Annotated in this window: 17 protein-coding genes and 1 other RNA gene; 7 read left to right on the forward strand and 11 right to left on the reverse strand. The window is 53.2% G+C overall.

What is annotated here, in order from left to right:
• Positions 1-120 precede the first annotated feature (120 nt).
• Positions 121-357 (forward strand): major outer membrane lipoprotein, encoded by a 237-nt coding sequence (locus tag ACMGGS_RS18365; RefSeq protein WP_049840772.1) that lies wholly within the window; start codon positions 121-123, stop codon positions 355-357.
• A gap of 66 nt (positions 358-423) precedes the next feature.
• On the opposite strand, the gene ldtE is transcribed toward ACMGGS_RS18365, so the two are convergent.
• The 7 genes from ldtE to sufA form a co-directional block, all read right to left on the reverse strand.
• Complete coding sequence (gene ldtE, locus ACMGGS_RS18370) at positions 424-1,452, reverse strand: L,D-transpeptidase LdtE (protein WP_414163824.1); 1,029 nt, start codon at positions 1,450-1,452, stop codon at positions 424-426.
• Between the two features lie 97 nt (positions 1,453-1,549).
• On the reverse strand, positions 1,550-1,966 hold the full coding sequence (sufE, locus tag ACMGGS_RS18375; RefSeq protein WP_414163825.1) for a cysteine desulfuration protein SufE: 417 nt from the start codon (positions 1,964-1,966) through the stop codon (positions 1,550-1,552).
• Between the two features lie 12 nt (positions 1,967-1,978).
• Positions 1,979-3,199 carry a cysteine desulfurase SufS gene (gene sufS, locus ACMGGS_RS18380; protein ID WP_414163826.1) on the reverse strand — a complete coding sequence of 407 codons (1,221 nt, stop codon included), beginning with the start codon at positions 3,197-3,199 and terminating at the stop codon, positions 1,979-1,981.
• Complete coding sequence (gene sufD / locus ACMGGS_RS18385; protein ID WP_414163827.1) at positions 3,196-4,470, reverse strand: Fe-S cluster assembly protein SufD; 1,275 nt, start codon at positions 4,468-4,470, stop codon at positions 3,196-3,198. The genes sufS and sufD overlap by 4 nt, the downstream gene beginning before the upstream one ends.
• Positions 4,445-5,191: a Fe-S cluster assembly ATPase SufC gene (gene sufC / locus ACMGGS_RS18390; protein WP_194205842.1), complete on the reverse strand. Its 747-nt coding sequence runs from the start codon at positions 5,189-5,191 to the stop codon at positions 4,445-4,447. Before sufC ends, sufD begins: the two co-directional genes overlap by 26 nt.
• Positions 5,192-5,209: 18 nt before the next feature.
• On the reverse strand, positions 5,210-6,694 hold the full coding sequence (sufB, locus tag ACMGGS_RS18395) for a Fe-S cluster assembly protein SufB (RefSeq protein WP_176916951.1): 1,485 nt from the start codon (positions 6,692-6,694) through the stop codon (positions 5,210-5,212).
• 2 nt (positions 6,695-6,696) lie between these two features.
• Complete coding sequence (gene sufA / locus ACMGGS_RS18400) at positions 6,697-7,074, reverse strand: Fe-S cluster assembly scaffold SufA (protein ID WP_414163828.1); 378 nt, start codon at positions 7,072-7,074, stop codon at positions 6,697-6,699.
• Between the two features lie 435 nt (positions 7,075-7,509).
• Here sufA and iraP point away from each other — a divergent pair, with 435 nt between their 5' ends.
• Complete coding sequence (iraP, locus tag ACMGGS_RS18405; RefSeq protein WP_414163829.1) at positions 7,510-7,848, forward strand: anti-adapter protein IraP; 339 nt, start codon at positions 7,510-7,512, stop codon at positions 7,846-7,848.
• Positions 7,849-7,886: 38 nt separating this feature from the next.
• Here iraP and lpxP read toward each other — a convergent pair whose 3' ends face one another.
• The 3 genes from lpxP to ACMGGS_RS18420 all read right to left on the reverse strand — a co-directional run bounded on the left by lpxP (position 7,887) and on the right by ACMGGS_RS18420 (position 12,464).
• Complete coding sequence (lpxP, locus tag ACMGGS_RS18410; protein ID WP_414163830.1) at positions 7,887-8,807, reverse strand: kdo(2)-lipid IV(A) palmitoleoyltransferase; 921 nt, start codon at positions 8,805-8,807, stop codon at positions 7,887-7,889.
• A 193-nt stretch (positions 8,808-9,000) separates the two neighbouring features.
• Positions 9,001-9,411 (reverse strand): 1,4-dihydroxy-2-naphthoyl-CoA hydrolase, encoded by a 411-nt coding sequence (gene menI / locus ACMGGS_RS18415; protein ID WP_414163831.1) that lies wholly within the window; start codon positions 9,409-9,411, stop codon positions 9,001-9,003.
• Positions 9,408-12,464, reverse strand: coding sequence for an FAD-binding and (Fe-S)-binding domain-containing protein (locus ACMGGS_RS18420; protein WP_414163832.1), 3,057 nt, complete (start codon positions 12,462-12,464; stop codon positions 9,408-9,410). Before ACMGGS_RS18420 ends, menI begins: the two co-directional genes overlap by 4 nt.
• 198 nt (positions 12,465-12,662) lie before the next feature.
• Between ACMGGS_RS18420 and ydiK the strand changes: the two genes are divergently transcribed.
• A complete protein-coding gene (ydiK, locus tag ACMGGS_RS18425) occupies positions 12,663-13,733 on the forward strand; it encodes an AI-2E family transporter YdiK (protein WP_414163833.1) in 1,071 nt (356 codons plus the stop codon).
• Between the two features lie 238 nt (positions 13,734-13,971).
• Positions 13,972-14,079: antisense sRNA RprA (gene rprA / locus ACMGGS_RS18430), an RNA gene on the forward strand.
• 73 nt (positions 14,080-14,152) lie between these two features.
• Here the strand turns inward: rprA and ppsA are convergent.
• A complete protein-coding gene (gene ppsA / locus ACMGGS_RS18435) occupies positions 14,153-16,531 on the reverse strand; it encodes a phosphoenolpyruvate synthase (protein ID WP_414163834.1) in 2,379 nt (792 codons plus the stop codon).
• Between the two features lie 331 nt (positions 16,532-16,862).
• Here ppsA and ACMGGS_RS18440 point away from each other — a divergent pair, with 331 nt between their 5' ends.
• The 3 genes from ACMGGS_RS18440 to hemP all read left to right on the forward strand — a co-directional run bounded on the left by ACMGGS_RS18440 (position 16,863) and on the right by hemP (position 19,221).
• Positions 16,863-17,696: a pyruvate, water dikinase regulatory protein gene (locus tag ACMGGS_RS18440; protein ID WP_414163835.1), complete on the forward strand. Its 834-nt coding sequence runs from the start codon at positions 16,863-16,865 to the stop codon at positions 17,694-17,696.
• Between the two features lie 155 nt (positions 17,697-17,851).
• Positions 17,852-18,898, forward strand: coding sequence for a 3-deoxy-7-phosphoheptulonate synthase AroH (gene aroH / locus ACMGGS_RS18445; RefSeq protein ID WP_414163836.1), 1,047 nt, complete (start codon positions 17,852-17,854; stop codon positions 18,896-18,898).
• 98 nt (positions 18,899-18,996) lie between these two features.
• On the forward strand, positions 18,997-19,221 hold the full coding sequence (hemP, locus tag ACMGGS_RS18450; RefSeq protein WP_414163837.1) for a hemin uptake protein HemP: 225 nt from the start codon (positions 18,997-18,999) through the stop codon (positions 19,219-19,221).
• Position 19,222: the final 1 nt, after the last annotated feature.

The raw sequence follows: 19,222 nt of genomic DNA on the forward strand, positions 1-19,222 counted from the left end.
CTTTGAGCGAACGATCAAAAATAAGCGCATTCCCATCAAAAAAATATTCTCAATATAAAAAACTTTGTGTAATACTTGTAACGCTACATGGAGATTAACTCAATCTAGAGGGTATTAATAATGAATCGTACTAAACTGGTACTGGGCGCGGTAATCCTGGGTTCTACTCTGCTGGCAGGTTGCTCCAGCAACGCTAAAATCGATCAGCTGTCTTCTGACGTTCAGACTCTGAACGCTAAAGTTGACCAGCTGAGCAACGACGTGAACGCAATCCGTTCCGACGTTCAGGCTGCTAAAGACGACGCAGCACGTGCTAACCAGCGTCTGGACAACCAGACTCGCACTTACAAAAAATAAGTGTTCCTGGTCTAATAAAATGGCGCACAGTGTGCGCCATTTTTTTTGCCTTCTGTTTTCCCTTCCTTACTGCACGACCAGGCTGTTTGCCGTCACCAGTGTTCCTTCTGCCTGAGAGACAGGCGCAGGACTCACTCTCACGCTCTGTACGGGTGTGACTGGCGCCGGTTGAGCCATTGTCGCATTCACCTGCACGGGATAACCCGCGCGTCGCGTAATGGCGCTGTTGATACCGTTGCTATCACTCCCTGAATCATCTGCAAATTGACCAAAGCTGGCGGTGACTGCAATCGGCACTGTCTGCGGATCTTCCCAGTCATTCTGGGACAGCGGCTGGTGGACTTCCACATAACGCCGGCCATCGGGTTCGACTGAGAATTTTATTGGCTCGTTGACGATTTGTACTCGGGTCCCCCACGATGCCTGAGAGAAGAGCGTCTGAATATCGGCGGCGCGCATTCTCATACAGCCAGAACTGGCGCGTAAACCCACGCTGTTGCGCGCGTTGGTACCATGAATGAGATATTCGCCTCCTCCCTGCTCCAGACGCAGTGCAAAGCGTCCCAGAGGGTTATTTGGCCCGGCGGGGATCACCGCAGGCAGTTTTATCCCCTGAGCCAGTGAGCGGGCGCGGATATTAGCCGTGGGTGTCCATGTGGGATTCGGGATCTTCTGGATAATACGGGTGGTCATAACCGGTGTCTCTCGTCCCTGCTGACCAATACCAATCGGGAACACCTGCACGATGTTCTTACCCGGCGGATAGTAATACAGCCGTAGCTCAGCCAGATTAATGACGATACCTTCACGCGGCGCGTCAGGGAGCAGCATCTGCGAAGGAATGGTCAACTCGCTACCCGGCATCGGTAAAAAAGGATCGACCGTGTTATTGGCCTCCAGCAACAGCAAGATGCCGGTATCAAAACGCTGGGCAATCGACTCCAGATTTTTGCCATCGGTCGGCACCACATAGATCTGGTTTTGCCCAATAATCCGGCTGCCAGGCGCAGGCAACTGATAATCCACCGCCCAAACGCTGTGAGAGGCGCTGAGCGAGGCGATAAGGCTTAGAGTAATAAGAGACGCGCGTTTCATACTGGAATTCCTTAATCACTGGCTGAACGCCAGAAAGCTGAAAACCAGCGAGGCGTATAAACGCCTCGCGTAACAGAATGAAAGCTGTTTTTTGAGTTTAGCTGAGATTTGCGGCTTTAGCGCGAATGGCGCGGATCATTGCTTCCAGTCCCTGTGAACGGGACGGGGTAAGGTGCTGCGTAAGGGCCATTTTTTCAAACCAGGGACGAACATCAAACGCGACAATATCCTGCGCTGTCATTCGATCGTAGAGAATAAACACCACGGCGATAAGCCCTTTGACAATGGCCGCATCGCTATCGCCCTGAAGCTCAATGATCCCCTCTTCATTACGCCCAATAACAATCCAGACCTGGCTTTGACAGCCCTGAATAGTGTTTGCCGGGCTATGGGCATCTTCGCTAAGGGGTGGGAGACGCTGACCCAGCTCAATAATATACAAATACTTCTCTTCCCAGTTGCCACAGCGCTGGAAATTTTTCAGCAACTTTTCTCTGTCCGGTAATGCAGCCATAAAATCTCCCTGCTATCCCAGTAGCTGATGAATGCGTTTTAATCCTGCCACCAGCCGATCCACTTCTTCATGGGTGTTGTACATGGCTAACGACGCCCGGCACATCGCCGGCACCTGATAATGTGCCATCAACGGCATCGCGCAGTGGTGCCCGGTGCGAACGGCAATGCCGTAGTTATCCAGGAAGCTGCCGACGTCATAAGCGTGATGCTGCCCCAGATTAAAGGCAATCACCCCCAGCCGTTGTTGCGGGCCATACAACGTCAGATCGGGCACGGTAGCGAGTTCACTAAGCGCATACTGCATCAGTGCCTGCTCGTAATCATGAATATTCTCAAGCCCCAGTTCGCTGACGTAATCCAGCGCCGCGCCGAAGGCGATGATCCCCCCCGTGTTGGGCGTACCCGCTTCAAAGCGCCACGGCGCTTTGGCGAACGTCGTCCCTTCGCTCAGGCTGACTGAGGCAATCATGGAGCCACCGCCTTCCCAGGGCGGCATATCCTGGAGAATCGCTTCTTTCACGTACAGCACGCCGATACCAGTCGGCCCGTAGAGCTTATGCGCCGAGAAGAGGTAAAAATCGCAGTCCAGCGCCTGCACGTCAACCGCGTGATGCATCACCGCCTGTGCGCCATCGACCAGCACCTTTGCCCCGTGCTGATGCGCAATGCGGATAATATCCGCTACCGGATTTTCGGTCCCCAGTACGTTAGAGACGTGGGTCACGGCCACTAAACGGGTTCTGGCGTCGAGAAGGCCCGGAAGCGCGTCCAGCGCAAGCGTACCCTCAGCGGTGAGCGGAATAACCCGCAGCTCGGCATTTTTACGCGCGCAGAGCATCTGCCACGGCACGATATTCGCGTGATGTTCCATCTCCGTGATGATGATGTTATCGCCTGGCTGGATCTGACTTTCGCCCCAGCTATTCGCGACCAGGTTGATCCCCTCGGTCGTGCCGCGGACAAACACCAGCTCTTCCGGCGAACGAGCATTCAGGAAGGCCGCTGCCTTGAGCCGCACCTGCTCCATACGTTGCGTGGCTTCCGCGCTGAGCGTGTGAATACCACGATGCACAGCCGCGTAGCCATGGCGGTAGAATTCACTTTCGGCGTCAATAACCTGGCTGGGTTTTTGGGCGCTGGCCGCGCTGTCCAGATACGCCAGCGTCTGACCGTTAACTTCACGCGTCAGGACCGGGAAATCTTCCCGTACCCGCTGAACGGAAAATGTCATGCTTTGCCCCCGGGAAGACGCTGACCGATACGGGCCAGCACCTGTTGTTTTAGCGCTTCATCGCTGATGGCTTCCGTCAGTTCAGCGGCAAAGGCATAGATAATCATCTGCTGCGCGGCCTGTTCATCAATACCGCGCGAGCGCAGGTAAAACAGTTGTTCGTTGTCGATACGTCCAATCGTTGCGCCGTGGCTACACTTGACGTCATCGGCATAAATTTCCAGCTGTGGTTTGGTATCCACTTCCGAAAGCCGCCCCAACAGCAAGTTATTGTTGGTCATCTGACCGTCAGTTTTAATCGCGTGTTGCGCCACGTTAATCAGGCCGTTAAACACCGCGCGGCCTTTGTCATTGACGATAGTTTTATGCAACTGGCGGCTATTGCAGTATCCCTTATTGTGCTCAAGCCAGGTACGACTGTCACAGACCTCGGATTTCACCGGCATAGCCAGGCTGTTCAGACGTAGCGTGGTATTTTCGCCATTCAACTGACTGCTGGTGTTGTGGCGCAATACCGCGCTTCCCAGCAAGAAGCTGTGGCTGAAGGCTGCTGCATCCTGCCCGAGGACAATGTCATTGTGCGCAAAGTGATAGCTGACCGGGGTCTCAAACGCCAGTTTCATATGATGTAACTGCGCATTCGCCGCGACGTTCATGGTGATCCTGGAGCCGGTAAAATGACGCTCGTCATTCAGGCTGACATAGTGCTCAATCAGCGTCGCCTCAGCGCCTTCAGCCAGCTCAATATGATGGCGATAATGCGCCGTATTCATCTCTTCGCCAGAGACGCCTCGGGTGATGTGCATTAGCAATAAAGGCTTAGCCGGGCGCTGATTGCGGGCAACGCGGATGGTAGTCACGCTGGTCGCCAGGCTTTCCGTCAGATGCAAAAACACTTCCGGCTGGATGGCGGCGGGTAAAGCGGGGCTTTCCTGACCAATATGAATGTCGAAGCCGCTATTCTCCACGCTGTCGCTCAGCGCCGGGGTAAATTGCCCGTCGACAAACACCAGTCGAAACGCATCCACGTTAAGCGCCAGTGTGTCACGCTGAGCGGCGGTCACTTCAGAGGAAGGGACCGTAACGAACGTGCTGCCCAGCAGCCCGTCCAGCGGCGTATATTTCCAGTTTTCATGCTTGCGCGTTGGCAGGCCGAGGCGCAGCATTTGTTGAAGGTGCTGCCGGGCCTGCGCCGAGCGCTGTACGCCCTGCGCTTCAAAGAGATGATGCCACTGTTGCAGCGCGTTACTGCTGTTCGGTAAGCCAGCCATAGCCCTGCTCCTCCAGTTGTTTGACCAGAGTAAAATCACCCGATTTCACAATCCGCCCCTGATACAGGACGTGAACATAATCCGGCTTGATATAGTCCAGAATACGCTGGTAGTGAGTGACGATAATAAAGGCTCGCTTGCCGTCACGCAGGGCATTGACCCCCTCTGAGACGATTTTCAGCGCATCGATATCCAGCCCCGAATCCGATTCGTCAAGAATGCACAGTTCAGGCTCCAGTACCGCCATCTGCAAAATATCATTGCGCTTTTTCTCACCGCCGGAGAAGCCCACGTTCACCGAACGGGTCAACAAATCTTCCGGCATCTTCAGCAACTGAATTTTCTCTTCCATCAGATCCTGAAAATCGAAGCGGTCGAGCGTCTCCTGACCACGGTAAGTACGCACCGCATTCAGCGCCGTTTGCAGGAAAAACTGATTGCTGACACCGGGGATCTCTACCGGATACTGGAAGGCCATAAAAATGCCCTCGCCCGCACGATCTTCCGGGGCCAGCTCCAGCAGGTCTTTTCCCCTGAATTCAACGCTGCCGCCGGTAACTTCATAATCTTCACGTCCGGCCAGCGTCGCCGAGAGCGTACTTTTCCCGGAACCATTGGGTCCCATAATGGCGTGTACTTCTCCCGGACGAACCTCAAGGTTCAGCCCGCGCAGGATTTCTTTGTCTTCTACCGATACCTGTAAATCTTTGATGCTTAACATGGTTGTTCCCTTAGATACTTAACCGACGCTGTGTTCGAGGCTGATAGCCAGCAGTTTTTGCGCTTCAACGGCAAATTCCAGCGGCAGTTCAGAGAAGACGTCCTTACAGAACCCGTTGACGATCATTGAGATAGCGTCATCCTCACTGATCCCACGTTGCAGACAGTAAAAAAGCTGATCCTCGCCAATACGCGACGTGGTCGCTTCGTGCTCGAGCTGAGCGCTGTTATTACGGCACTCGACATACGGGAAGGTATGCGCCCCGCTGTCCGGGCCAATCAGCATGGAATCACACTGGGTAAAGTTGCGCGCATTGGTGGCAGTCGGCATGATCTTAACCAGCCCGCGATAGCTGTTCTGGCTATGTCCGGCAGAAATCCCTTTGGAAATAATGGTCGATTTGGTGTTTTTACCAATGTGGATCATCTTGGTACCGGTATCGGCCTGCTGATGACCGCTGGTCAGGGCGACGGAGAAGAACTCACCGATGGAGTTATCACCGCGCAGAATGCAGCTTGGGTATTTCCAGGTGATCGCCGACCCCGTCTCGGACTGGGTCCAGGACATTTTACTGTTCTCGCCTTCACACAGCGCGCGTTTGGTCACGAAGTTCAGGATCCCGCCGGTATGGTTATCGCCAGGGAACCAGTTTTGCACCGTGGAGTATTTCACTTCGGCATCTTTATGGATGATCACTTCGACCACCGCCGCATGAAGCTGATAGCTGTCACGTACCGGAGCCGAGCAGCCCTCGATATAGCTCACATAGCTACCTTCGTCAGCGACCAGAATAGTCCGCTCGAACTGGCCGGTTTTTTCCGCGTTGATACGAAAATAGGTCGAAAGCTCCATCGGACAGGTCACCCCTTTCGGCACGTAGATAAATGTGCCGTCCGATGCCACTGCCGCATTCAACGCGGCGAAAAAATTATCGTTACTCGGGACAACGGTCCCCAGATATTTTTTCACCAGCTCAGCATGATCGTGGATCGCCTCGCCAAATGAGCAAAAAATAATGCCCTGTTCGGCCAGTTTTTCACGGTAAGTAGTGGCGACGGAGACCGAGTCAAAAATAGCGTCCACCGCCACTTCACGCCCTTCACGTACCGGCACACCAAGCTGATTAAACGCCGCTTCAACTTCGTCCGTCAGGAAAGACGCCGGACCGGTTTGCTGCACCGCGCCTGGCTGGGACGCACAGGTATCGTCACAGTTGCCACAGGACGGCGCGGAGTAATAGCTGTAGTCCTGATAGTTCAGCTTATCGTAGTGGGCCTTAAGCCAGTGTGGCTCTTCCATCTCAAGCCAGGCGTGGTAAGCACTGAGCCGGAATTCCAGCATCCACTCCGGCTCGTTGCGTTTCGCGGATATCGCGCGAACAACATCCTCACTGATACCGTGGGCCAGTTCGTCCGTCTGGAGTTGAGTAAAAAAACCCTCTTTATAATTCAGCGGACCGGACCACATTTTGACATCGTCAGTTGCTTCAGTATTTCGCGACATAATTATTCCGCCTGCACCCCAAAACTTTCACCACAGCCACATTCGTGCTGGGCTTTTGGGTTATGAAATTTAAAGATTTGGTTTAAGCCTTCACGGACATAATCGACTTCGGTGCCATCAATAAATGGCATCGCCTGTAAGGGAACCCACAGGCGTGCGCCATCGACTTCAAAGAGAAGATCGTCTTTTTGTGGCTCCATTACCGTATCCAGCACGTAACCGAACCCCGCGCAGCCGGTCTGCTTCACACCCAGCCGCAAACCCTGTACGCCAGGCTGTTTGCTGACCAGTTGGCGAATTTGCCCGGCTGCAGCCGGGGTCATCGTCAGACCATGCCAGGCAAACTCATTGGGATCGAAAGTCCCTGCATGCACATCCATAGGTCCACCTCACGTTAAGAGACTGAAAAGTTAACACTATGTTAGTGATAATGATTATCACTTCAACCCACTTGCAGTATGGGTATTGTGTATAATGGGCTTTTCATTGCACATCTACTAAGCATAGACCGTGGAGAGAACCTTATAACAAGGAATCGAAAGGAATTATCTGACTGATTTTTATCGATTTTACTAAGACAGATGTCGCTGCAAGCGGCCAATGGAAAAGATGTATAGGCAATACCTATTTTTGAAATCAAAAAAGGCAATTATGCGATGTGTAGTAATAATTTCGTTTTAATCTACGTGCGGGAATGCTGAGAAAATGTAACACTGACTCGTCGCATTTCATTATAGCTATTGTGCCTTTAATGACTCGCCACATGGCCGGGACAATGTTTGCCGTTAGCGCCGATGCTAACAGGGAGAAAAAAGATGACCAATATTATTTTAGGCATGATTGCCAAGATATCAAGAATGGACGCGGAAACGAAACAGCTTACCGCGCGAATCGAAGCCCAGTCTCTTCTGCTCAGCGCGTTTTTACTCGCGGCCGGGAAGGAAGGTGGCGCGATGGAAATGGTGGAAGCCGTTAAGAAAGCCATCAATGCTGCGGTCGAAATGGCCGACAATCCACTGAGATCGGATGCCGAAATTTTGCTTAATGAATTTAATGATATTCTGTCAATGGCGCAGTTGCTGACCAGGGTGGGCGCTGAACTCGACGTTGAGGCAATGAAAGCTGTCACGTCCGGGGATGAGAATAAGCAATAGTCCATCGGGGCCGCCGCCCCGATGAAGGCTAGTATGAATCAGACATACAGTGAAGCTTCACCCGTCGGACGGGTTTTGAAGCGGCGATGGATCCATAAATACTGTTCAGGCGCGCGTAAAATTTCGTGCTCAATCATTTTATTGATGTAACTCGCCGCTTCATATTCATTTGCACGCGGGAAGTCTTCCATCTTCTGTCCGATATGTAGGGCATAACCGCGAGCATTATCTTTACGCACCATTGAGATCGTCAGCATTTCTGCCCCGGAAAGCCGTGAAATCACGTAAGTTCCGTTGGTGGTTGCCGCATTCTCTACTGAAAAGAATGGTGCAAAGGTGCTGCCTTTCGGACCGTAATCCTGATCCGGCGCGAACCATACGGCTTCACCACCTTTCAATGCATTGACCAGTCCCTTCAGATTATGCCTGTCGATCATTGATTTATTGGAGCGCAGACGACCATGGGTTTGCACCCACTCCATGACCGGGCTGTTGTGCGGACGATAGGTTGCCATCATGGGCTGACAAAGCCCCATTACCCGACCACCCAGTTCAAGCGACATAAAATGCACGCCAACCACCATGACGCCCTTCTGCTTGCGCTGCGCTTCCAGCAGATAATGGTAACCTTCGACATCAAACCATTTGCGCACCCGACGATCCGACCAGAACCAGGCCATACCGGTTTCAAGCAGGGCCATTCCCAGAGAGGCAAAATTTTTCTCAATCATCATCTTGCGCTGTTGCGCATCCATACCCGGAAAGCACAGTTCAATATTGCGGTTGGCAATCGTTGCCCGCCGCTGGAGAAAACGTTGTGAGGTGCGGCCCAGCGCGGAGCCAAACCAGAATAAAAAAGGATACGGGAGTTGCACCAGCAGCCAGAGGATGCCTAAACCAAACCAGGTCAGCCAGTGACGCGGGTGCAGAAATGCAAGTTGGAACTTTGGACGAGCCATACTTTTTCCTTAAGCGAAAGTGATGTAACGCTTAAAGGAGAAACGAAATTATTCATTAGTCATTACGCGATACGGTTTTAACTGAGACAACCAGAAAGGGAAACAAATCCGTCGGCGGAGAATATCACAGGCGATTTAAAGTAAAAGGATATTACACGCGGGCACGCTTCTTTTCAGAAATGTGCCCGCCGATTTATAGTACGGCGGTCGTCAGCCGGGATGAGCAGCAAAGGCGTCCTTGCTCATCAAAGATGTCAATCTGCCACACCTGGTGTCTGCGTCCGGGGTGTAAGGCTTTACACACGCCGCGTACCCGGCCGCTTCGCACGGAACGAAGGTGATTTGCGTTGACCTCGACACCGACGACCTTTTGTTCACCTTCGGTACATAAATAGCCCGCCACAGAACCCAGCGTTTCTGCCAGTACCACCGATGCGCCGCCATGAAGCAAACCGAATGGCTGATGCGTTCGACTATCTACCGGCATCGTGGCTTCCAGAGCATCGTCAGCGATCCTGTCAAAACGAATATCCAGCAGCCCGACCATATTATCCGTTCCCATCGCATTCAGCGCTTCAAGGGTCACTGCGCGCTTCCAGATCATCCCACGATCTCCAGCAGCGCCTGAAGCGGATGGCGTACACCATTACCTTCAATACGTTTTACCTGGCTGCGGCAGGAGTAGCCGGTCGCCAGACAGCGATTGCGCGGCAAACGCTGCATCGCCTGCTGCCAGGAAAGCGCATAAATGCCCAGCGAATTCGCATGATTCTTTACTTCATGACCGTAGGTTCCCGCCATGCCACAGCAGCCGACGCTCACGCTTTCCAGTTTTGCGCCGTAGTGCGCGAAAATAGTGGCCCACTGGTTTGCTGCGCCAGGTAGTGCCGTTACTTCGGTACAGTGGCCGAACAGATACCACGATTCGCCGCTCACCTCCTGGCGAGCGCCGCCTTCCAGCGCCAGCGGTAGCCATTCATGGACCAGCAAGACGTGAAAATCGCCGCGTTCCTTGCCCAGTACCAGCTTATACTCATCGCGATAACAGAGTACCAGTGCCGGGTCCACACCCACCATCGGAATGCCAAGTTGCGCGACGCGGTTGAGAAAGTCAGCCGTTTTACGGGCGGTTTTCGCAAAGCGGGTCATAAAGCCCTTGATGTGCTGCGCTTTGCCGTTAGGTGAAAATGGTAAAAGCACCGGCTGATAACCGATCTTTTCCACCAGCCGGACAAAATCTTCCACTACCTGCGCGTCGTAATAGCTGGTGAACGGATCCTGCACCACCAGTACAACCCGCGCTTTTTGCCCGGCATCAAGCGCTTCAAGCTCCTCAAGCGTCATATTCGCTGAACGATGCGCCACCATTTTCTGCTGAAGCGATGGCGATGAAAGCAGCGGCAAATCGACCATTCCAATATGCATTTCTGAGAGCTTGCGCAGCCATGGCTGGCTCATAAAGAAGTTGAAGGTTTTCGGCGCCCGCGCCATTAGCGGCGCGTAGCTTTCCACTGACGCCACCAGATGATCGCGCAACGGGCGCAGGTAGCGTGAGTGATAAAGTTGCAGGAAACGCGAGCGGAACTCCGGCACGTCGATCTTCACCGGACACTGGGTCGAGCAGGCTTTACAGGCCAGACAACCCGACATCGCCTCTTTCACCTCATGGGAAAAATCATATTCGCCTTTACGCGCATGCCAGCTATTGCGCGTGCGCTCAATCAGGGTGCGCAGACTGGCGCGTTGCTCAGGCAACTCTTTTTCCAGCTGGTTCGGATCGATTCCCCGGTCTGCCAGCAAACGTAGCCATTCCCTGACCAGCGTCGCACGACCTTTCGGCGAATGAATGCGGTTACTGGTGATTTTCATCGACGGACACATCGGGCTTTTCACGTCAAAGTTGAAGCACAGACCGTTGCCATTACATTCCATCGCCCCGCGCCAGGCACCGCGCACCGCAATCGGGATTTGCCGATCCCAGGTCCCGCGTTTGACGGCGTCTACTTTCATCATCGGCGCGTCCACACCTTCTGGCGGACAGATTTTTCCCGGATTTAAGCGGTTATCGGGATCAAATGCGGCTTTAATTTTACGCAGTTCGCCATAAAGCTGTTCGCCAAAAAACGCCGGGCTATACTCGGCACGAAACCCTTTGCCGTGTTCACCCCAAAGCAGTCCGCCATATTTCGCCGTCAGCGCCACCACCTCATCGGAAATCTGCTTCATCAGCATTTCCTGTTGCGGATCGCACATATCCAGCGCCGGACGCACATGTAATACGCCAGCATCCACATGACCAAACATCCCGTAGCTCAGGCCGTGGCCGTCCAGCAGCGCACGAAACTCGGTAATATAGTCGGCCAGATGCTCCGGCGGAACGCAGGTGTCTTCGGCAAAAGGAATCGGTTTCGCCGTCCCTTTTGTGTTACCCAATAGCCCCACCGCTTTTTTGCGCATGGCATAGATGCGTTCAATCCCCGTGAGGTCGTCGCATACCTGCCAGCCGATAACGCCTCCGGCCCCTTGCGCCATTAAGGCGTCCAGACCGGCACATAGCCCGTCAACCTGACGGGTAATGAGCGCGTCATCATCGCCGGCAAATTCAACGATATTCAACCCGAGCATGTCTTTATCTGGCACGCTGGTGATCAGTTCACTGACCGAATGCCAGACAATATCTTCCCGCGCCAGATTCAGCACTTTCGAATCGACGGTTTCAACAGATAATGCCTTCGCCTCCACCATAAAGGGTGCGTTGCGCAGCGCTGAATCAAAAGAGTCATATTTCACATTGACCAGACGACGCACTTTCGGCAGCCGGGTGATATCCAGCCGTGCTTCTGTGATGAACGCGAGTGTGCCTTCAGAACCGGTCAGGATGCGGGTCAGATCGAACTCGGTCATCGCGTCATTAAAGACGTGACGCAGGTCATAACCGGTGAGAAAGCGATTCAGTTTGGGGAACTTATCCAGTATCAACTGGCGATTCTCCAGACAGCGCTGATACACCGTGCGATAAATACGTCCGGATGCGGACTGTTCTTTCGCCAGCGTTTCCGCCAGCGCTATCGGCATCGGCTGGGTATCCAGAATATCGCCGCCGGTTAATACCGCGCGCACGCCAAGGACGTGATCGGAGGTTTTACCATAGGCCAGCGATCCTTGCCCTGAGGCATCGGTATTAATCATGCCGCCAAGCGTTGCGCGGTTACTGGTCGATAATTCCGGGGCAAAAAAGTAGCCGTAGGGTTTCAGGTACTGATTGAGCTGATCTTTGATTACCCCGGCTTCGACGCGCACCCACCCTTCTTCGGGGTTAATTTCAATGATGCGATTCATATAGCGGGACATATCAACGATGATGCCCTGGTTCAGCGCCTGCCCGTTGGTTCCCGTACCGCCACCGCGCGGCGTGAAGATCAACGTTTTAAAGCGATCCTCCGCCGCTACCCGCGCCAGCAGCGAAACGTCCGCCGTAGAGCGTGGAAAAACGATGGCATCAGGAAGAAGCTGGTAAATACTGTTGTCGGTCGCCATAGTTAGCCGATCGGCATAACTGGTGGCGGTATCACCTGTAAAACCCTGTTGCTCCAGTGACTGCAAAAAATTCAGCACCAGTTGAACGACACCTGGAGCCTGAGAAATCTGTGGGATCATTACCGTTGACCCTGCCTGACTGTTGTAATGTGAGTGATTAATCGTTTGCGTTGTGCATTCATCGTTTTACCACATTTTTTTCTTACCTGCCTGACAGAATTACGGACTATAAAGGCTGTCGAAATCACTGGTATCATGAATGGTCCAGCTTTATGCCGCGCCAGCATTGTGGCGCGATTAAAAAGGTAAATTTACGTTATGGTTAATCCAAATCAGCCCAGGGATGTACCGCAAATTTTGCTGTCGGTGCTGTTTTTATCACTTATGATTGTCGCCTGTCTGTGGATCGTGCGGCCTTTTATTCTTGGCTTCGCCTGGGCAGGAACCGTGGTCATTGTTACGTGGCCGGTCTTAATTCGTTTACAGCGATTGCTGTTTGGACGGCGTGCGCTGGCGGTGCTGGTAATGACGCTGTTGCTGTTTCTGCTGTTTATTATTCCGATTGCGCTGCTGGTCAACAGTATGGTTGATAGCGGCGTACCGCTGATCCGCTCAGTATCGTCGGGAGAGATGACGCTGCCGGATCTGAACTGGCTTAACAGTATTCCCATGGTCGGTGAGCGCCTCTATACCGGCTGGCATAACCTGCTGGATATGGGTGGCACGGCGATCATGGCCAAAATCCGCCCCTATATCGGCACGACGACCACCTGGTTTGTGGGTCAGGCCGCGCATATCGGTCGCTTTATGATGCACTGCGCACTGATGCTTTTATTCAGCGCGCTGCTCTACTGGCAGGGTGAAAAAGTGGCGCGTGGTATTCGTCACTTTGCCACCCGTCTTGCGGCCAAACGTGGTGACGCGGCGGTGGTTCTGGCCGCACAAGCCATTCGCGCGGTAGCGTTGGGTGTGGTGGTGACCGCTCTGGTGCAGGCGGTGCTCGGCGGGATTGGTCTGGCGATTTCCGGGGTCCCTTACGCGACCATCCTCACCGTGGTGATGCTTTTCTCCTGCCTGATCCAGCTTGGCCCGTTGCCGGTATTAGTCCCGTCAATTATCTGGCTGTACTGGAGCGGAGATACCACCTGGGGCACGGTACTGCTGGTGATTAGCTGCGTCGTCGGCACTATTGACAACGTGTTGCGCCCGGTGCTGATCCGTATGGGTGCTGATTTACCGATGATCCTTATTCTTTCCGGCGTGATTGGCGGACTGGTCGCCTTCGGTATGATCGGCCTGTTTATCGGTCCGGTGCTGCTGGCCGTCACCTGGCGTCTGTTCGATGCCTGGGTGAAGGAAGTACCGCCGCCGCTGGATAATGCTGACTAGGTGGCAGAAGAAGTTTCTCCACCTGAGTCGTCCAGTCGTTGATCGCAAAACAGCCTGCTCTTTAGCAGGCTGTTTTATTTAATAGTTAAGCATGGCTAATTAAATGTTTAGCTTTTTAGCTCACCCTGTCGTTATTTTCCCGCTGCTGGTGGAATATCGCTTCCACATCCATCACATTCATTAAACTAATGAGATGAATCTGATCGACGCCGGAGATGGCGCACTCTACTATTAGGTCACGGTTATAAATCAACGCCTTGATTTATAAGCATGGAAATCCCCTGAGTGAAACAACGAATTGCTGTGTGTAGTCTTTGCCCATCTCCTATGATGGGCTTTTTTTATGCTCTTTTATTTGGCGTAATAATAAAAAAATCCCCGGCATCTCTGCCAGGGATCAATAAAAACTGCCGGGTACGTTATTTATTCAGCTCAGCCAGACTCAACCAGGTTTGCACTACGGTATCAGGATTGAGGGACAAACTATCAATCCCCTCTTCCATTAACCAGGCGGCAAAATCTTCGTGGTCTGAAGGTCCCTGACCGCAAATACCGACGTATTTACCCTGTTTCTTCGCCGCGCGGATCGCCATCGACAGCAGCGCTTTCACCGCATCGTTACGTTCGTCAAACAGCTCGGAGACCACGCCGGAGTCGCGATCCAGACCCAGCGCCAGCTGTGTCATATCATTGGAGCCAATCGAGAAACCATCGAAGTGCTCCAGGAACTGCTCGGCCAGCAGCGCGTTCGACGGGATTTCACACATCATGATGATTTTCAGTCCCTGCTCACCACGCTTCAGCCCCTGACGCGCCAGCTCGTCCACCACCGCTTTCGCCTGATCGACGGTACGCACGAAAGGCACCATAATTTCGACGTTAGTCAGCCCCATCTCATTACGCACCCGCTTAACGGCATCGCACTCCAGCGCGAAGCAGTCACGGAAGCTGTCGGAGACATAACGACCCGCGCCACGGAAGCCGAGCATCGGGTTTTCTTCTTCCGGCTCGTAGCGTTCGCCGCCGACCAGGTTCGCGTACTCATTCGATTTGAAATCCGACAGGCGCACGATCACCCGCTTCGGCCAGAATGCCGCGCCGAGGGTGGCAATACCTTCCGCCAGACGGCCGACATAAAATTCCTTCGGCGAGTCGTAGCCCTTGATCATTTCACGGATTTCGTTTTGCAGCTTCGCGTCCTGATCGTCGAATTCCAGCAGCGCACGCGGGTGAACGCCGATCATACGGTTGATGATAAATTCCAGACGCGCCAGGCCGACGCCCTCGTTAGGCAGACAGGCAAAATCAAACGCGCGATCCGGGTTGCCCACGTTCATCATAATTTTCAGCGGCAGATCGGGCATTTTATCGACGCTGGAGCTTTTGACGCTGAAATCGAGTTTTTCGGCATACACGTAGCCGGTATCGCCTTCCGCACAGGAGACGGTCACTTCCTCGTCGTCCTTCATCCGCTCGGTGGCGTCGCCACAGCCAACCACGGCCGGAATCCCCAGTTCGCGCGCAATGATCGCCGCGTGGCAGGTTCGTCCGCCACGGTTAGTGACAATAGCGGCCGCCTTCTTCATGATCGGTTCCCAGTCCGGGTCGGTCATGTCGGTGACCAGCACGTCTCCCGGCAGGATGCGGTTCATCTCACTGATATCGTGGATGACTTTCACTTTACCGGCACCAATGCGATGACCAATGGCACGGCCTTCGGCGATGATTTTACCCTGCGCGTGCAGCGTATAACGTTCCATGACCTGCCCACGCGAACGCACGGTTTCCGGACGCGCCTGGACAATAAACAGCTTGCCAGTATGACCATCTTTCGCCCACTCGATATCCATCGGCCGGCCATAGTGCTTCTCAATTTGCACCGCCTGCTGTGCCAGCGCCTGCACTTCCTCATCGGTAAGAGAGAACACATCGCGCTGCGCCTGCGGCACATCTTCAATATCGACCTGTTTGCCATGCTCCTGGCTCGGCGCATACACCATGCGGATTTTTTTCGATCCCATGGTACGGCGCACGATAGCGGGACGTCCCGCTTCCAGCGTTGGCTTATGCACATAAAATTCGTCCGGATTCACCGCGCCCTGCACCACCATCTCACCCAGGCCCCAGGCAGAGGTGATAAAGACCACCTGATCGAAACCAGATTCGGTATCGATGGAGAACATCACCCCAGAGGAGGCCAGGTCGGAACGCACCATGCGCTGTACGCCAGCGGAAAGCGCCACGCCGCGGTGATCGTATCCCTGGTGAACGCGGTATGAGATCGCTCGGTCGTTAAACAGCGACGCGAAAACATGCTTCACGGCCACCAGCACGGCATCATAGCCCTGCACGTTAAGGAACGTTTCCTGCTGCCCGGCAAAGGAGGCGTCCGGCATGTCTTCTGCTGTGGCAGAGGAACGCACGGCGAAAGAGGCCTCACTATCATCAGCCGAAAGCTGGTCATAGGCTTCACGAATAGCGTGTTCCAGCTCACCCTGGAACGGAGTATCGATGATCCACTGGCGGATCTGTGCCCCGGCTTTCGCCAGTTCAGAGACGTCGTCAATGTCGGTTTCATCCAGCAGTTCATAAATGCGCTGGTTGACGCCGCTTTGATCAAGAAACTGATTAAACGCATCAGCGGTTGTGGCAAACCCGTTGGGTACGGCAACACCCACAGAGGCCAGGTTTGTAATCATTTCTCCCAGGGAGGCATTTTTGCCTCCGACTCTGTCTACATCATTCATGCCGAGTTGGTTGTACCAAAGCACCAGCGGTGACGAGCCATTGTTGGACATCGATCAATCCTTTTGTGATTTATGTGCGAGAGATAAGAATCAACTGATTCGTCATTTATCCTGACATAGTTAATCCGTTAAAAAAAACGGTGAATCGTTCAAGCACCCTATTTTTTTATTTTTTAGGAGAGTTTACCCGCTTATGCTAACGCTATGATTCAGATAGATTCCCTGCAGACCAGCGGTCTATTGTTCGTCCTGAAAATGAACCAATCATTTCACAAAATATAAAAACAGCATTTCATTTTTAGTCAGCGACAAAAAAGTCTGGAATGTGTTTAACTTAATTCATACGACTCATTGATCACGCAAAATAATCAGGATGAATAAAATGGATAGTTCTGTAGATCGCCACGTTTTTTATATTTCTGATGGTACAGCCATTACCGCTGAAGTGTTAGGGCATGCGGTAATGTCGCAGTTTCCGGTGGCAATAAACAGTATCACGCTGCCGTTTGTGGAAAGTGAAAGCCGCGCCAGGGCCGTGAAAGATCAGATAGATGCCATTTTCCAGCAGACTGGCGTTCGTCCACTGGTATTTTATTCAATCGTGATCCCGGAAATCCGCATGATTATTTTGCAAAGCGCGGGGTTTTGTCAGGACATCGTGCAGGCGCTGGTCGCCCCTTTACAGGAGGAGCTGAAGCTCGATCCGACGCCCATTGCTCACCGCACGCATGGCCTGACGCCGGGCAATCTGACCAAGTATGATGCGCGTATCGCCGCCATTGATTACACCCTGGCACATGACGACGGAATTTCGCTACGTAATCTCGACCAGGCGCAGGTGATCCTGCTTGGCGTTTCACGCTGCGGCAAAACACCCACCAGCCTGTATCTGGCGATGCAGTTTGGCGTTCGCGCCGCCAACTACCCCTTTATTGCCGATGATATGGATAACCTCGTTCTGCCGGCGGCGCTCAAACCGTTGCAGCATAAGTTATTTGGCCTGACCATTCACCCCGAACGCCTCGCGGCGATCCGCGAGGAGCGCCGGGAAAACAGCCGCTACGCCTCTATGCGCCAGTGCCGAATGGAAGTCGCCGAGGTCGAAGCGCTGTATCGCAAAAACCAAATCCCGTTCCTCAATAGCACTAACTTTTCCGTTGAAGAAATGGCAACCAAAATCCTCGATATCATGGGGTTAAGCCGCCGCATGTACTAATAAACTAGTACAATAGATAAAAATCAGTTATTATCTGTCTCCAGAATCGAGGTGCCACACGCCCTGCACTTGAAATCGACAGGGATTGGTTTATCGTGATGCGCATCACTTCCCGGCACTGACGTCGTGTAAGTAAAAAATTTTTGAGACATCTAATGAATAAGACAGATGAACTGCGCTCCGCGCAGATCGACAGCCTCGTCACGCCTGCAGAGCTGGCGTTACGCTATCCCGTCACGCCTGACGTCGCGGATCACGTTACCGCGTCGCGTCGTGGTATTGAGAAAATACTTAGCGGTGAAGATCGCCGATTGCTGGTGGTTATTGGGCCGTGTTCCATTCACGATCTGGATGCCGCGATGGATTATGCGCGTCGCCTGCAACCGATGCGCGAGAAATATCAGTCGCGGCTGGAAATCGTGATGCGCACGTATTTCGAGAAACCGCGCACGGTCGTCGGCTGGAAAGGACTGATTTCCGATCCGGACCTCAACGGCAGCTATCGCGTTAATCACGGTCTTGAGCTGGCACGTAAGCTCTTATTACAGGTTAACGAATTAGGCGTCCCTACCGCGACCGAATTTCTTGATATGGTGACCGGTCAGTTTATTGCTGACCTGATCAGTTGGGGTGCTATCGGCGCGCGGACCACGGAGAGCCAAATCCATCGTGAGATGGCCTCGGCACTCTCCTGCCCGGTCGGTTTTAAAAACGGCACGGACGGCAATACGCGTATCGCTGTGGATGCTATCCGCGCCGCGCGTGCCAGCCATATGTTCCTTTCGCCGGATAAAAGTGGCCAGATGACCATTTACCAGACCAGCGGCAATCCTTACGGCCACATTATTATGCGCGGCGGCAAAAAGCCTAACTATCAGGCGGATGATATTGCGTCCGCATGCGATACGCTGCATGAATTCGATTTACCGGAGCATCTGGTCGTCGATTTCAGTCATGGCAATTGCCAGAAACAGCATCGTCGGCAACTGGAAGTTTGTGATGATATTTGTCAGCAGATCCGCAATGGTTCAACCGCCATTGCCGGGATCATGGCAGAAAGTTTCTTGCGTGAGGGAACGCAAAAAATCATTGCCGGTCAGCCGCTGATCTATGGTCAGTCGATCACCGATCCATGTTTGAGCTGGGAAGATAGCGAACAGCTGCTGGAAAAACTGGCAACCGCCGTGGACAGTCGCTTTTGATATGCTGAAATAACGCCATGGCCCCTGCGATGGCGTTTACACGCTTTCTACGGGTTCTGCGGCAATAGTCCTTGCCGCCAGCCAAACTATTCGTGATAATGATTATCAATACGAAATTGATAATCATTTTATATCATTACGCTATGCAACCCACAGACCTTACCGACACCTGCAAACGTTATACCCCGCATCCTGAGCCAGAAGATCGACGCATTGGCAGCAATGAATTGCTGGGTAGCGAAGGCCGCGTCGTCATTGAACATGACGGTCAACAGTATCTGCTGCGTCAGACCCAGGCTGGTAAGTTGATCCTGACGAAATAAC

Origin of the sequence: Superficieibacter sp. BNK-5 (assembly GCF_047456055.1) — a bacterium.
GTDB lineage: Bacteria > Pseudomonadota > Gammaproteobacteria > Enterobacterales > Enterobacteriaceae > Superficieibacter.